Source organism: Kitasatospora sp. NPDC058046 (genome assembly GCF_042885595.1).
Classification (GTDB): Bacteria; Actinomycetota; Actinomycetes; order Streptomycetales; family Streptomycetaceae; genus Kitasatospora.
Genome location: NZ_JBHVRS010000021.1, coordinates 97,821 through 111,253 on the forward strand (window position 1 = coordinate 97,821; position 13,433 = coordinate 111,253).

At 72.9% G+C, this 13,433-nt stretch carries 14 protein-coding genes; 5 read left to right on the forward strand and 9 right to left on the reverse strand.

What is annotated here, in order from left to right:
* Nucleotides 1-32 precede the first annotated feature (32 nt).
* Both ACFVU7_RS33665 and ACFVU7_RS33670 read left to right on the forward strand, forming a co-directional pair.
* Nucleotides 33-419 (forward strand): hypothetical protein, encoded by a 387-nt coding sequence (locus ACFVU7_RS33665; RefSeq protein WP_388048858.1) that lies wholly within the window; start codon nucleotides 33-35, stop codon nucleotides 417-419.
* A 148-nt stretch (nucleotides 420-567) separates the two neighbouring features.
* Nucleotides 568-840 (forward strand): hypothetical protein, encoded by a 273-nt coding sequence (locus ACFVU7_RS33670; protein ID WP_388048860.1) that lies wholly within the window; start codon nucleotides 568-570, stop codon nucleotides 838-840.
* A 31-nt stretch (nucleotides 841-871) separates the two neighbouring features.
* Here the strand turns inward: ACFVU7_RS33670 and ACFVU7_RS33675 are convergent, their stop codons facing one another.
* The 3 genes from ACFVU7_RS33675 to ACFVU7_RS33685 all read right to left on the reverse strand — a co-directional run bounded on the left by ACFVU7_RS33675 (nucleotide 872) and on the right by ACFVU7_RS33685 (nucleotide 4,149).
* Nucleotides 872-1,249, reverse strand: coding sequence for a nuclear transport factor 2 family protein (locus ACFVU7_RS33675; RefSeq protein ID WP_049660939.1), 378 nt, complete (start codon nucleotides 1,247-1,249; stop codon nucleotides 872-874).
* A 347-nt stretch (nucleotides 1,250-1,596) separates the two neighbouring features.
* A complete protein-coding gene (locus ACFVU7_RS33680; protein ID WP_388048862.1) occupies nucleotides 1,597-2,496 on the reverse strand; it encodes a hypothetical protein in 900 nt (299 codons plus the stop codon).
* Between the two features lie 153 nt (nucleotides 2,497-2,649).
* Nucleotides 2,650-4,149 carry an alpha/beta hydrolase family protein gene (locus ACFVU7_RS33685; protein WP_388049032.1) on the reverse strand — a complete coding sequence of 500 codons (1,500 nt, stop codon included), beginning with the start codon at nucleotides 4,147-4,149 and terminating at the stop codon, nucleotides 2,650-2,652.
* Between the two features lie 356 nt (nucleotides 4,150-4,505).
* Here ACFVU7_RS33685 and ACFVU7_RS33690 point away from each other — a divergent pair, with 356 nt between their 5' ends.
* Both ACFVU7_RS33690 and ACFVU7_RS33695 read left to right on the forward strand, forming a co-directional pair.
* Entirely contained in the window at nucleotides 4,506-5,843 is a 1,338-nt protein-coding gene (locus ACFVU7_RS33690) for a sensor histidine kinase (protein WP_388048864.1), read from the forward strand.
* A complete protein-coding gene (locus tag ACFVU7_RS33695; protein WP_375874266.1) occupies nucleotides 5,840-6,502 on the forward strand; it encodes a response regulator in 663 nt (220 codons plus the stop codon). The genes ACFVU7_RS33690 and ACFVU7_RS33695 overlap by 4 nt, the downstream gene beginning before the upstream one ends.
* Nucleotides 6,503-6,743: 241 nt before the next feature.
* Here ACFVU7_RS33695 and ACFVU7_RS33700 read toward each other — a convergent pair whose 3' ends face one another.
* Together ACFVU7_RS33700 and ACFVU7_RS33705 are read right to left on the reverse strand one after the other, a co-directional pair.
* Nucleotides 6,744-7,082, reverse strand: a complete 339-nt coding sequence (locus ACFVU7_RS33700) for a hypothetical protein (protein WP_380743033.1) — start codon at nucleotides 7,080-7,082, stop codon at nucleotides 6,744-6,746.
* A 288-nt stretch (nucleotides 7,083-7,370) separates the two neighbouring features.
* Nucleotides 7,371-7,712, reverse strand: a complete 342-nt coding sequence (locus tag ACFVU7_RS33705; RefSeq protein WP_388048866.1) for an ASCH domain-containing protein — start codon at nucleotides 7,710-7,712, stop codon at nucleotides 7,371-7,373.
* Between the two features lie 182 nt (nucleotides 7,713-7,894).
* Here ACFVU7_RS33705 and ACFVU7_RS33710 point away from each other — a divergent pair, with 182 nt between their 5' ends.
* The gene (locus tag ACFVU7_RS33710; RefSeq protein WP_388048867.1) at nucleotides 7,895-8,308 is read left to right on the forward strand and encodes a hypothetical protein; all 414 of its coding nucleotides are present in this window, start codon (nucleotides 7,895-7,897) and stop codon (nucleotides 8,306-8,308) included.
* 366 nt (nucleotides 8,309-8,674) lie between these two features.
* Here the strand turns inward: ACFVU7_RS33710 and dacB are convergent, their stop codons facing one another.
* The 4 genes from dacB to ACFVU7_RS33730 all read right to left on the reverse strand — a co-directional run bounded on the left by dacB (nucleotide 8,675) and on the right by ACFVU7_RS33730 (nucleotide 13,327).
* Nucleotides 8,675-10,321, reverse strand: a complete 1,647-nt coding sequence (gene dacB, locus ACFVU7_RS33715) for a D-alanyl-D-alanine carboxypeptidase/D-alanyl-D-alanine-endopeptidase (RefSeq protein WP_388048869.1) — start codon at nucleotides 10,319-10,321, stop codon at nucleotides 8,675-8,677.
* 77 nt (nucleotides 10,322-10,398) lie between these two features.
* The gene (locus ACFVU7_RS33720) at nucleotides 10,399-11,166 is read right to left on the reverse strand and encodes a DUF4097 family beta strand repeat-containing protein (RefSeq protein ID WP_388048870.1); all 768 of its coding nucleotides are present in this window, start codon (nucleotides 11,164-11,166) and stop codon (nucleotides 10,399-10,401) included.
* Nucleotides 11,167-11,249: 83 nt separating this feature from the next.
* The gene (locus tag ACFVU7_RS33725; RefSeq protein ID WP_388048872.1) at nucleotides 11,250-12,590 is read right to left on the reverse strand and encodes an FtsX-like permease family protein; all 1,341 of its coding nucleotides are present in this window, start codon (nucleotides 12,588-12,590) and stop codon (nucleotides 11,250-11,252) included.
* A complete protein-coding gene (locus ACFVU7_RS33730) occupies nucleotides 12,587-13,327 on the reverse strand; it encodes an ABC transporter ATP-binding protein (protein ID WP_388048874.1) in 741 nt (246 codons plus the stop codon). Before ACFVU7_RS33730 ends, ACFVU7_RS33725 begins: the two co-directional genes overlap by 4 nt.
* Nucleotides 13,328-13,433 lie beyond the last annotated feature (106 nt).

The window sequence follows — 13,433 nt, forward strand, 5'->3', positions numbered from 1 at the left end:
CGCCCCGCCCGCCGGCGGACCCCGGCAAGCCGGTGTACCTGCGGCCCGCCATCGTCGGCCTGCTCGTCCCGGCGGTCCTGATCCCGCTGATCGTCGTCATGGCCAAGCGCGACCCCGAGTTCGCCAAGGCCGGCGACTGCATCCACAACAACAACCCGATCGCCGCCGCCCTGCCCGGCGTCGTCGACAGCAACCCCGACATCGACGTGGTCCCCTGCTCCGACCCGAAGGCCGAGGCCCGCGTCGTCGGCCGCGAGAACGACACCACCGACGGCGAGAACGCCTGCCGCAAGTACCCCACCGCCGACGGCTACTTCACCTCCAAGCACGGCAGCGACAAGTACACCCTCTGCCTGCAGAGCCTGGAGACCCCCAAGCAGCCGAAGCCGACCACCATCTTCGGCCCCGTCAACCCGTAGCGAGGCCCGCCCCGGGTCCCTCGCCGTACTCGGCCGGCCGATCCTTCGCCGAACGGCCCGGCGCCGGGCCGTTCGCTGTCACCGGGGGCGGTGGGCAGGGGAGTCGGGGGTGTATGTTCGCACCCAGCCGTCCAGAAGGGCGAAGGCCATGGGGATCTCCACGCACGCGATGGTGCCGCCGCTCCTGCTGGCCGCACTGGTCCTGCTCGCCGTCAGACTGGCCCGACGGCACCGCGCCGGTGCGCCCGTAGCGCTGCTGCCGCGCTCGCTGCCGGCCCGCGCCGTCGCAGCGGCCGTCATCGCCCTGGTGATGCTCTCCGGAGCGCTGACCGGAGACCCCTGGCCGGCGGTCGTCCCCGCCCTCACGCTCGGCGGCCTGACCGGCGCCCTCGTGGACCTCCGCTACGGCTCCCCGCGCTGACGCCCGCCCGCGGCGCTGCCCGGGCGGTTCGTCAGGAGGCGGACGGCTCGATCTCCCCGGCGAAGACGATGACCTGGTCGATGAGGCTCCGCCGCAGGTGGACGACGTCCGTCCCCGCCAGGCGGGGGCCTCCGTCCGGCGTGGTGAAGACCCACTGGTAGCGGGCCCACTCGCCGGGCATGTCCACCGCCGAGCAGCGCGTCATCGTGCCGGTTCCCGCCGGGTGGCGCCGGATGTCCAGCACGAACTGCTCGACCGCCGCGATTCCCTCGCTGCGGCCCAACGGCCCCCAGAAGACCACGTCGGAGGTCAGGGCCTGGGAGAGCAGGGCCGTCACATAGGTGTCGTCCGAGGCGTTGAACGCGGAGATGAACGTGTCGATCGCGGAGCGTGCCGTCTCTTCCTGCATACCCCAGTAATACCAGCCGCTGCGCGTACGGATCAGGAAGAGGGCGAGCGCCAAGGACGGCAGCACCCACGCGGCACCCCGTGCCGCCCGGGCTTCCGCCCTCGATCCGCACGCCGCCGCCCCGGTGTCGAAACCGGGGTGGCGCTGGACCCAGTGGGTGACCAACCGGCTTTCCGCGGAGGACTCGGCGGTCCGTCCCGTGATGGGACCGCATGCGCCGCACGCCCGCCGGAACCGCGCCACCGGGCTCCCCGCCCGCGCAAATCCCCGGTGGGGAGCGGTACATGGCCTCCAGGGTGTTCGCCGAGGGGTTCCGGCACGGGGCGGAGCGGCACACGCCTCCGGGCTCAGCGGCAGGTGGCAAGGCCGCCCGGGTGCGGGCCGGCCGCCCGGGCGGCCCGCAGCGCCGCCCTGGCACGGGCCGCGCCGGGGCGGGTGGCCGCCTCGCCGCCGCCGACCGCGACGGGGCGGGGGGCGAGGCCCGCGCAGGGGCCGCAGATGCCGGGTTCGGGCACCGGGTCGTGGCACGCCGCGCACTCGGCGTACCGAAGTGCCCCGGTCCGTACGGTGCTTGGGGCGGGCGGCAGCTTGTGCTCCAGGCGGTGGCGGAGGACGGCGACCGCCGAGTGCATCGGGGCGGGCAGGCCCGGCAGCAGGGCCTGGGCGAGGTCGGCGGCGGTGCTGCCGCGTTCCAGCCACCGGGCGACGAGGGGAGCGAGTGCGCGGGCTTCGGCCTCGCCCAGGCGCAGGCGCGGTTCGGGGCGGATCACCCGGAACAGCGTGGCGACCGCCTCGCGGAGCTGCTCGTCGGACTGCCCGTCCGCCCGCCCGTCGGGCGGTTCGACGGGCGGTTCGGCGGGGAGGGTGGGTTCTTGGTGCCGGTCCTTTGAAAGGGTGTCAGCGCGGCCGGTGCTCGCTTCACCGGGGACCGGGCGGGTGGTACTCGGCGCTGCGGCCCGAGGGACGTCGTAGACGTGGGTCTCGGTGATGATCGTGCCGTCGGGCAGGCGGATCTTCTCGACCCGGTAGTACCCGGCGTCGGCCAGCTCCTTCAGGGCCCTGCGGATCGCGCCGCGCCCCTGGGGGCTGGTGTCGGCCATGTGTCGGCCGTCCTCGCGCCAGCCGTCGGGCCGGGAGAGGAGGTCCGCGAGCAGGCCGCGGGCGGTGTAGGAGAGCCGTCGGTACTGGAGTACGGCGTTGGGCAGCACGGTGAAGTCGCGCACGTGGGCGCTACGATGGACGCGCATCGGGAGTGTCAGCTCCTGTTGCCGGACCCCGGGGTGTTAGCGCACCGCCGGGGTCGCCTGTTTTCGGTTGGATTACGGAACGTACCACAACGGTCACGCACAGAACGGGCGTTCGCGACAACTGCCCTGACGGGGGCCCTTCGTCACCCGGCGTCAGCCGGGGGTGCCCGGGCGGTGGACGGTGAGGTCGCCGTAGGAGCGCAGGGCGCCGGCCGGGTCGCCGGGCTTGTCCCGCAGGACGACGTCCAGGAAGGCGAGGGTGGCCGCGGCGACGGTGCGCGGGCCCCCGGTGCGGCCCAGGGTGCCGACGAGCGAGGGCACGGGCGGCAGGTACAGGGGGCCGTCCATGAAGGTGAGGTGGGCGGCGCCGGGGACGGTGAGCCGGTAGCTCGGCGCGGTGCTGGAGTCGAGCGCCTCGGTGAGGCGGGGCAGGTAGCGCGGGTCGCTGTCCGGGGTGATGGCCTGGGTGAGCGCGAGCGTCGGCCGGTCGAGGGCGGGCGCGGTGGGGCCGTGGGGGTAGCCGTCCAGGTCGACGACGGCGGCGAAGCGGCGGTCCTGCCGGGCCGCCTGCAGGGCGGCGGCGCCGCCCATGGAGTGGCCGGTCACCGCGACCCGGCCGGTGTCCAGGCGTCCGGTCAGCGGGTCGGCGATCCCGCCGCGCTCCAGCGCGTCCAGCTGGGTGAGGACGAAGCCGAGGTCGCCGGCCCGGACGGCCGTCCAGCCGGCCGCCAGCTCGTCGTCCCTGTCCCGGTCGCCGCTGGAGGCGGTCTCGGTGCCGATCGTCCGGCCGTCGGCGAGGACGACGGCGGCGGAGTCGTACGGGTGGTCGAGGGCGGCCACCACGTAGCCGTGGCTGGCCAGTTCCTCCGCCCACGCGGTGTTCTGGGTGCGCACCCCGCCCGACCCGGGGGAGAACAGCACGACCGGGAACCGCTCGCCGCCGCCGGCCACCGGGGCGTCGAAGACCGAACGGCTGCGGGCGCGCGGGACACCGTCGACCAGGAAGCCCGGCAGGCCGACGCCCCGGGCGAGGGCCCCGGAGACGGTGCGCGCCTCCTGCGCGGTGCGTCCGAGGTACTGGGCCCGCTGCGCGCCCGCGGGGATCTCCCCTGCGGGGTACCAGAGTTGGACCACGACGGTGCGCAGGTCGTTCGGGTCGGCGGTGAAGGTCTCGGGGCGGTGCGGGTCGGTCCACTGCACCACGCGGGTGCCGACCGCGAAGCCGCCCAACGGCTCGGGGAACACGGGGACGGGAAAGGCCCAGGCGGCCACCGGGCCCGTGGCGATCAGGCCGACGCAGGCCGCCGACCCCGGCAGCGCCAGCCACCAGCGGGCCCGCCACGCCGGCCGTCCGGTACGGCGGCGCAGCGGTCGCAGCAGGGGAGCGAGGGCGAACGGCGAGGCGAGGGCGGCGCCCGCCAGGACCGGCAGCAGCTGCCAGCGGACGCCCGCCGCGCCCAGCGCGATCGCGCACGGCACGAGGACCGCCCCCGCCGCGATCGTGGCGCGCGGGCGGGCGGCGGGGGGAAGCCAGCGTGCCGTCACCAGCGCGAGGGCGGCCAGCAGGGCGAGGATTTCCAGGGGGGACATGGGCAGTCCCGGGATGATCTCGGTCACCTGGCCATGCTCGGCGCCGGGCGCGCGCCGCCGCATCGGCCACCGGTCGCCGCCGCGTGCCACCAGGGGTGCGGTCCGCGGCGGTCCGGGTACGACCGCGGTGGCAGCCGGGCGGGCCGGAGCGGCGGGCGCGCTGCGACCACGGGAGGTGGCGGGACTCCTCCTGCGGTCGTATGCCGGCGCGGGGCGATCAGACGGTGGGCTCATGCGCCGCGCGGGGCCGGCGGCCTACCGTGACAGGGCCGCGGTACGTGCCGGGGCGGCGGCACGCACCCGGGGCCGCGCAGGCGTACGGTCCCCGTGCCCGACGTGCCCGACGTGCCGGACGTGCCGGACGTGCCGGACGTGCCGGACCCGGGGCCGCCTTGACGCCGAATCGACAGGGACGTGCGATGACCGAGGCGGCCGCCGAACCCGGCCACGCCCACCGGAACCAGGCGCCGGTGCGCGTCCGCGTGCGGGCCCGGTGGGCGAGGACAGCCGCACGGCTGACCGGCTACGCCGACCTCGCCTGCGCACGAGCCGCACGAGCCGCACGAGCCGCGCGACCGCTGAGAGTCGCCGCGCGCTGGCGCTCCCGGCTGCCGCCCACCGCGTGGGACGCCCTGCTGGCGACGCTCCTGCTCCTCAACGTCGCGACCACCCGCGCGCCGCACGAGCTGTCGGTGGCCGCGGCCCTCACCGCCGCCCTCACGCTGCCCCTGCTGTGGCGGCGCCGGGCCCCGCGCACGGTGTTCGCCGCCGTGGCGGCCGCGGCCCTCGTCCAATGGCTGGCCGATGTCCAACTGCCCGCCGACGTCGCCCTGTTGGTGGCCCTCTACACGGTGGCGGCGAACTCGGGCCGGCGCGGCACGCTCGTCGCCGGCGCCGCCGTGGAGGCCGGGGCAGTGCTGGCCTGCCTGCGCTGGTCGACGGACGGCGCGTTCCTGACCCCCTTCGTCGCGGTCACCGCGCTGGCCGTCGCCGCCGCCGTCCTCGGCGTGAACGTGCGCACCACGCGCGCCTACCTCGCCGCCCTGGAGGAGCGGGCCGCACGCCTGGAACACGAACAGGAACAGCAGGCGCGACTGGCCGTCGCCGAGGAACGGGCGCGCATCACCCGGGAGATGCACGACATCGTCACCCACAACCTGTCCGTCATGGTCGCGCTCACCGACGCCGCCGTCTACGCCCAGCACCGGTCGCCCGACAAGGCCACCACCGCGATGCTCCAGATCTCCGAGACCGGCCGGCAGGCCCTGACCGACATGCGCCGCTCGCTGGGCGTCCTGCGCACCGACGAACCCGACGCGCGGCGCCACCCGTTGCCCGGCATCGCCCAACTGGCCGCCCTCGCCGACCAGATGGGCGCCGCCGGGCTGCCCACCGGCCTCGACGTCCACGGCGGCCACGCCCACATCCCCGCCACCGCCCAACTCACCGTCTACCGCCTGGTACAGGAAGCCTTGACCAACACCCTCAAGCACGCACCCGCCGGCACCCGCGCGACGGTCCGGATCCACTGCGCGGCCGCGACCGTCACCGTGGACGTCACCGACACCGGCCCCCACCCGCCCCAGCCCGCCGCCGCCACCGCTGCCGTCGTCGTGCCGCCCGGCCACGGCATCCCCGGCATGCGCGAACGCTCGGCCGCCTACGGGGGCACACTGCACGCCGGACCGCTTCCCGACGGCGGCTGGCGGGTCCACACCCGCCTCCACCTCGACAGCGCCGGAGCGCCGCCCGCATGACGATCCGCATCCTGATCGCCGACGACGAAGCACTCCTCCGGATGGCCTTCAGCACCGTCCTGGAAGCCCAGCCCGACATGGCACCGGTCGGCGAAGCCGCCGACGGCGCCCAGGCCGTACGCCTCGCCCGCGAACTGCGCCCCGACGTCGTCCTCATGGACGTCCGGATGCCCGGAACCGACGGCATCGAGGCGACCGGGCAGCTCATCGCGGCCTCCCCGCAGAGCAGAGTGCTCATCCTCACCACCTTCGACCTGGACGAGTACGCCTTCGCCGGACTCAACGCCGGAGCCTCCGGCTTCCTGCTGAAGAACGCCCGCCCCGAGGAACTCCTCACCGCGATCCGCAACGTCGCCGCGGGCGACGCCGTACTCTCCCCGCGGATCACCCGCCGCCTCCTGGACAACCTCCGCCCGCACATCCCCGACGGCCGCGACCCCGACCACGACGAGCGGCTGAACCGGCTCAGCACCCGCGAACGCGAGGTACTCGTCCAGGTCGGCCGCGGCCTGTCCAACACCGAGATCGCCGCCACCCTGCACCTCGCGGAGGCCACCGTGAAGTCCCACCTGGGCCGCATCCTCCACAAGCTCGAACTCCGCGACCGCATCCAAGCCGTGGTCCTCGCCTACGAAACCCGCCTCATCCACCCGACATGACCCGCCCCCCGGTTGCCGGGCCGCGCCCCTGGCAGTGGGGCCGGCTGGAGGCGTGCGGCGCGGACACCGAGCCGCTCCGGGCGGTGTCCACCACCCCGCAGGACCGGCACGCGACTCTCTGGGGCAACCCGTACGGCACCTGCCGCCGGGGTCCGGTAGGAAATCGACTCAGGAACCGCGTCGGCGTCGGCTGCGCCGCGACTGCCGCGGCCCGACAGGGTCCACGCGGCCAGGGCCGGGCCTACCGCGAGGAGCCGTCGAAGCGTTCGAAGCCCGTCTCCATGTCACCGCGGAACGTCAGCGCTTCGAGGCCGATGCCGAGTGCGCCGAGCAGGATCCCCAGTGCCGCGTCGGCGTCCGGCTCGGACCGGCTCACCCACACGAACGTGCTCGGTTCGACCCCGCCTTCGAGCCGGCTGAGCGCGAAGTCCACGCGCTGGATGCGGAACATGGCGACATCGACGGCTCCCAGGTCTTCCCAGCTGCGTTCGACTGTCAGCCGCAGGCGGGCCGCCAGTGCCTCCAGCGGCGGCTTCAGCCCTGCCACAAGCCGGAACGAGGCGGCCGCGTACTCCCACATGCCCTCTTGGAAGGCGGGGTTCTTCCCGGTGTAGTACGGGGGGCTCGGCGCCGGTTGCCAGTCCGGCTCCGGCCCTGGTACCTCGAACCCGGCCACAATCCCGCCTTCCGTCTGAACACCTCTTCAAGCGTCACGGTATCCGAAGAGGAACGCGCCAGGGGTGCGGGCGCCGAGCTCCTTGACGGCCAGGGCCGGGCCGGCGGCGTACTCCTCGGGGAGGTGTCATCCGCCGCGCGCAGGAAGTCGGCCCGGCCGACTTCCTGCGCGGCGAGGCTGGCCGTCCCCTGGTTACGGGGTGAGTCGCAGGTGGATCGCGAGGACGCCGAGCTGTTCCTTCTCGGGTGGGTAGATCTCGCGGCAGGCGGTGAGGAGTTCGGTCCGGCTCATTCCCTCGGAGCCGATCGCCTCCGGGTCCTCGGTGTCGAGCATCGCGTCGAAGCTCGGGTACTCCGTGATGCCGGTGACGTGGGTGCGGCAGTGGGTGTCGCCGGATTCGAAGACGAGGGTCTGTCCCGGACGGATCCTGCGCATGCTGGGGTAGCCGACGCGTACCTCGATGGTCTTGGTGCCGGCGGCGATCAGGTCGAGGTAGGGGCGGCGGATCCGGATGACGCGTTCCTGGTCTGACATGGGGGCAGGTACTCCGCTTCTACGCCGAGGTGGGCAGGGACAGTTCGGCTGGGTGTCCGGGTAGGGCCTTTCCCGGGGTGTCGGACCTGGGCCCCCAACGGCGAAGGGCGGTTACTGCACTTGATCGGGCTATGGTGGTAACCACCTGACAGGTGAGGGATGGTTCCGGTAGATCTGTGCGCGTGAATGACTCCACGCCCGAGGGCGACGAGCCCGCCTCCTTCGTCGAGAACGCGAAAAGCCTGTACAGGAAGCACAAGCCGAAGATCACCGCCATCGGCGGTGCAGTCTGCGTCGTGGCCCTCGCCATCATCGTCACCAGTCTCGCCGAGGGGCGGGACTCCGAGGATGCCGAGGGCCAGGAGCAACTCTCCGCCCCCGAAGCTACGGACCAGACTCGTTGGTCCTCCAGCGACTATGACCGCGACCCCTTCCTGCGAAGGCTCCCTGCCGGTCAGCATGCCAGTGAGAAGGCCAACGCGAGGTACAAGGAATTGACGGGTAACAACCTTCCGCCTGGTTACACCTTGGTTCGCCGGTGGTTCTTTCCGAAGGACTCCTCAGAGGATGAGACCCCCGGCGAAGCCGCAGCCTGAACGAAGGCACTGTCGCATCTCATTCCTGTGCAGTGCTGACGGACGCCCTGCAGAACGTCTTTACCGCCGCTGACCTCCGGAAATCTGCGAAGCTGGGGGTGCGTGCCATTGCCCGTACCGATCGGCCGGATGGTGGCCTTGGACAACCTGCCGTCCACCGCGCGGCGCCGGCGAGTCAAGGCCCGCGGCCGCGAGAACCCGACGAGCACGTACGGGCCGAACGCGGGAGAACACCCGCAAACCACCCGGACCCATGCCCTTACCGTCGAGATCCACGCCATGGAAGACAGGCCTGCAGCACGCCGCCGCCGGTAGAGGCAACGGCGTTGGAGTCCTGGTCGTCTTCGAACCAGGTCAGGATGGCCTTCACGCCTTGGGCGACTTGTAGATGGTGGCGGCCATCGCTCCCAGTTGCTTGTTGGCCTTGAGTGCGAGGTCGATGGCATCGCTCACGGAGTCGCTGGGCACCGGGATGTTGTTCACGTAGATCGCGAAGGCGTAGCGGTGGCCGTCCTTCGCATCGATGTAGCCTGCGAGCGCCTTCGTGCCGAGGGCCAGCTTGCCCTGGTAGGGGCTGACCAGGGTGCCGGTCTTCGCGCGGATGTGTCCTGCGGCGGGGTCGGCGCGGTCGATGACGTCGGCGAGCGAGCCGTCGACGCCCATGTTCGGCATGGAGTCGTAGAAGACGTCGAAGTCGTCCTGTCGTGCCAGGTGCCGCAGCAGCGCCACCTGGGCGGTCGGCGTCGCCTTGTCGCCGGGGAGGCCCTGGGCGTCGACGAGGCTCACCGAGTTCGGGTCCACTCCTGAGCGGGCGAGGAACTCCTTCTCGGTCTTCATGCCGTCCGCATAGGTTCGTTGCCCGTTGTGTGCCGCCATCAGCGGCGGCAGCAGGTTCGCCCCGAGGTTGTGGCTGACCTTGTTGATCAGCTTCGCGTACTCCTTGAAGGGCGGAGAGGTGTAGGTCGCCGATACGGGCAGCGAGTTCACTTCCGCCGACGGGGGGAGCCTGCTGTCGGGGTTCGCTCCCAGCGAGGGGGCGGACACGCTGACGCCGTTCCTGGCGAGTGCCTCGATGAGGACGGTGCGGGCGAACGCCGCCGGGTCGGGGACCTGGTAGGTCGTCACGAAGGGGGCCTTCGCGTCCGCGGACACGGAACCCCGGACCCGGATGTGACCGGGGCTCACGCTTTCGGTCGTCACCGCCGGCTTGCTTCCGGCGGGTGTGGTCGTCACCTGCGCGTCGACGCCGAAGGCGGCCGTCTTCGGGCGCCAGTCGACCTTGGCCGGCTCGCCGGGTGCGCCCGGCGTGATGAGCACGTCGATCAGGTTGTCGTTGACGATGGTCGGGGTGACCGGCAGCCCGCCGATCGACACCGGATCCCAGAGTCGGTTGTCGATCACCACGTCGCCGTCGACGTGGCGGACTCCGCTGGCTGCGACCTGTCGGGCCAGCTCGTTGACGCCCGCCAGCGGGTCCTCTGCGGTGATGGTCGCCATGCCGGGGACGGCGTTGGCGTCGTAGTGGTCGAAGTCGGGGACGTCCAGTCCGCCTGACGCGGTGGTCCGCCCGCCGAGTGCCAGGTCGCCGCTCCCGACCAGGATGAGGTCGCCGGAGAGCCGCCCGTCCGCGGAGACCGTACCCGAACGCACCACGGGCGTACGGAAGCGATGGTCGTCACCCAGGACGTCGAGCGCGGCACCGACCGCGAAGGTCTTGGCCGTCGAACCGGTCATGAACCGGGAATCGGCGCCCTTGGACTGGACGACCTTCCCGGTCTGCAGGTCGGCGACCTGCAGGCCCCACTGGCCCGACGACCACGGCGCGGTGCTCATGAGCTTCTGCAGGTCGGCGCTCACCCGTGCGGCACCCGGTGCGGGAGAGGCCGAGTCGTCCGTGGAGTCGTGGGAGCACGCCGTCATCGCCACGGCGGCCGTCATCGAAGCGGCGAGCGCCAGGGCGGTACGCCGCCGTACCCGAGGTGTCCTGATTCCGGAGAGGGAGTTGCTTGGCATTCGTTCTTTCCTGTTCGACTTTCCTGTTCGGCTTTCGCGCTCGATCGAAGGCTTCCGGCCCGGTTGCCGCGCGGCGGTCAGGGCTTCCCGCCCTTGCCGATGGCGATGCTGCCGTTGCGGGTCCGGACGGCCACGGAACGGCCGCTCGCGTCGTCCTTCGCGACGTTCACGGTGACGTCGCCCTTCTTCGCGGCCGTGCGGACCGCGTACGTCGATTCCGGCAGGCCCAGCTCGACGTCGCCGTCCCTGCTCTGCACGTCGACCAGGTCGGGCACGGCGGCCAGGCGCAGGTCGACGGTGCCGTTGCGCGAGGTGACGCTGACGGACCGGGCGGAGATCCCGTCGCCCTTGATGCTTCCGTCTCCGCCTTGCAGGGCCAGCCTGGCTCCGTGGAGGTCCGACAGCCGGACGTCGCCGCCGGCGGTCCGGGCCGAGAAGTCCGCGGTGAAGCCGGTGGCCTCGATGCGCCCCTTGCCGCTCTCGGCGGTGACGGCGACGGCGCGCGGCACCTTCACGGTGTACTTCGCGCCGCAGCCCACCGAGATCCCCGTGCAGTCCAGCGAGAGTGTGAGCGTGCCCCCTTCGAGCTGCCAGCCGGACCCCACCTCCCCGCCGACCTTCGTGCCGCTGACCCGTCGTTCCACCTGAACGTCCTCGATGTCGGCGGCCACCAGCGCGAGGTCGGCGGAACCGGAGTCGACGGTCAGGCTGCCGCCGGCGAAGTCGAAGGACTTCGATTCCACGGTCGCGTCGGTCAAGGCGCCGTCCGTGGTGCAGGCCGTGGCGGCGAGGCCGAGGAGGGCGGCTCCGCCGAGGGCGAGAAGCGTGCGGGTGGTCGGTTCCATCGGGTTCTTCCTTCGTCAACGAGCATGAACGGGCATGGTGGTGCGGGTTCCCGCGCCCCGGTTCACGAGCGCCGCGCCCCGGTTCACGAGCGCAGTGCCCGGACCGCGACCGTGCGCGACACCCGGGCCGCCTGCAGGACCAGCGCGAGGCAGGTGGTGACCAGCGTCGCGGCGGCGAGCGCCCCGAGGGTGGCCCAGGGGAGGCCCGCCAGGACCCGGACGGCGTCGGTCCGGGCTCCGAGGGCGGTGGTGAGGCTCGACACGGCGACGAACAGCGCGCCGAAGACGATCGCCGTCCCCGCGTAGATCGCCCCCTCGTAGACCATCGACCGGGTGACCACGCCCGGCCGCGCACCGGCCACCGTCACGACGGCGCAGTCGCGGGCGCGTTCCCGCCCGACGAGGGCGATCACGGCGAGGCCCCCGACCCAGGACACGACGAAGACCCAGCCCAGCACGACCAGGATGTTGTCCAGCCCGGCGTTGCCTCCGGGCATGACCTTCCCCATCACCATGAAGAGGCCGACGAACGACAGGGAGAGCGCGAAGGGCAGCACCGTGGTGACGCTCCTCGTCGCGCGGGCCCGGCACGACTGCACGGCCAGGTGCCAGGCGACGCCGCGCGAGGGCACCAGCGCCGTCCAGAGCCTCATCAGCGGGGTGAGCACCCACGGCCCCATCAGCAGCAGCAGGCAGAGGAGGAAGAGGTTCCCGGCGAACGCGAAGGCCGTCCGCTGGGCGAGCCCGCCCTCGAGTTCGAGGCCCAGGCCGGGGATCCACATCCCGACCACGCCGGCGAGCAGGCACAGGGCGAGGGCAGCGCGGGCGACGCCCGGCCGCGCCGGGGGGTCGGAGAAGTCCCGGAAGGCGCGCATCTCCGGCGTCCTGGCGGCCCGCCGGGTGACGCCCCAGCCCCCGAGCAGGCACGGAACCAGTCCGAACAGCACGCTCACGCCGACGTACCAGAACCGGAACCCGGCCGCGGCCCCGTGCAGTTCGAGACCCGTCCCCTTCCACTGCGCGAGGGCGACACCCGCGACCAGCAGGGCGAGCGGTGCGGCCAGCGCGCCGGCCACCGCGCCCAGCACCACCGTCTGCGTCCGCAGGACGAACCTGACCCGGTGGCGCGGAATCCCGAGGATCACCCACAGGGCGTGCTCGCGCCGCTGGGTCGTCAGCGTCAGGCCGACCGCGGAGGCGACGACGCCCACGGCGGCGAGCACGGTGAAGAAGACGATGTTGCCCCCGAGGGCGATCGACGCGGAGACCATCCGTGCGTCACCCGCCGCCCGCGCCGCCGAGACGGCGGTGAACATCGCGATGGCCGAGCCCGCCGAGCACGCCACGCCGACCGTGGCGCACAGGAGCGTCCACCACCACATCGACGCCTGCAGGCGGATGTCCGACAGCACGAGCCGGATCACGACTCCTCCCCGCCCGCCTCGTCCGCCGACTGCGCCGCGAGGACGGCGTCGCCCACCGCGCGGGAGTCGCCACCGGGGATGACGGCGTGTACCCGCCCGGACCCCATCACCACGACCTGATCGGCCCGCGCGGCCGCCTGGGGGTCGTGGGTGACCATGAGCACCGTGCTCCCCTGCGCGGGAAGCGCCTGCAGCCAGTCGAGCACCACATGACCCGACTTGAGGTCGAGCGCCCCCGTCGGCTCGTCGGCGAAGACGATCCGCGGCTGGTTCGCCACCACCCGGGCCACCGCGACGCGCTGGCGCTCGCCACCGGAGAGGCGGTCGGGGCGTCGCCGCGCGTGCTTGGCGATGCCGAGCCGCGCCATGGCGTCCTCGACCCGCGCCCGGGGCACCCGGCGGCCGGCGAGCCGCGCCGGCAGGGCGATGTTGTCCTCGACCGTCAGCGAGCTGACGAGGTTGTACTCCTGGAAGACGAAGCCGATGTTCTCGCTGCGGAACGCGGCCTGCTTGCGGGGGCTGAGCGAGCGGACGTCCGTCCCGAGGATCTCGACGGACCCCGCGGTCGCCCGTTCCAGCCCGGCCGTGCAGAGCAGGAGCGTCGACTTGCCCGAACCGGAGGGGCCGACGACGGCGGTCAGCCGGCCTTCGGGAATCTCCAGGTCGATGTCGTGCAGGACGCGCGTCGGCTCGCCCCGGCGGCCGGGAATGGGGAATTCCGTCCGAAGGCCGCGCAAACGAATGCACGGCACGGGAGCGGCAGTGGGAAATGGCATGAATCAAGGAAAACAGGGCCGGGCAGTGGAGTGCACGGGAGCCTGCACTGCTATCGGAGGTAGACTT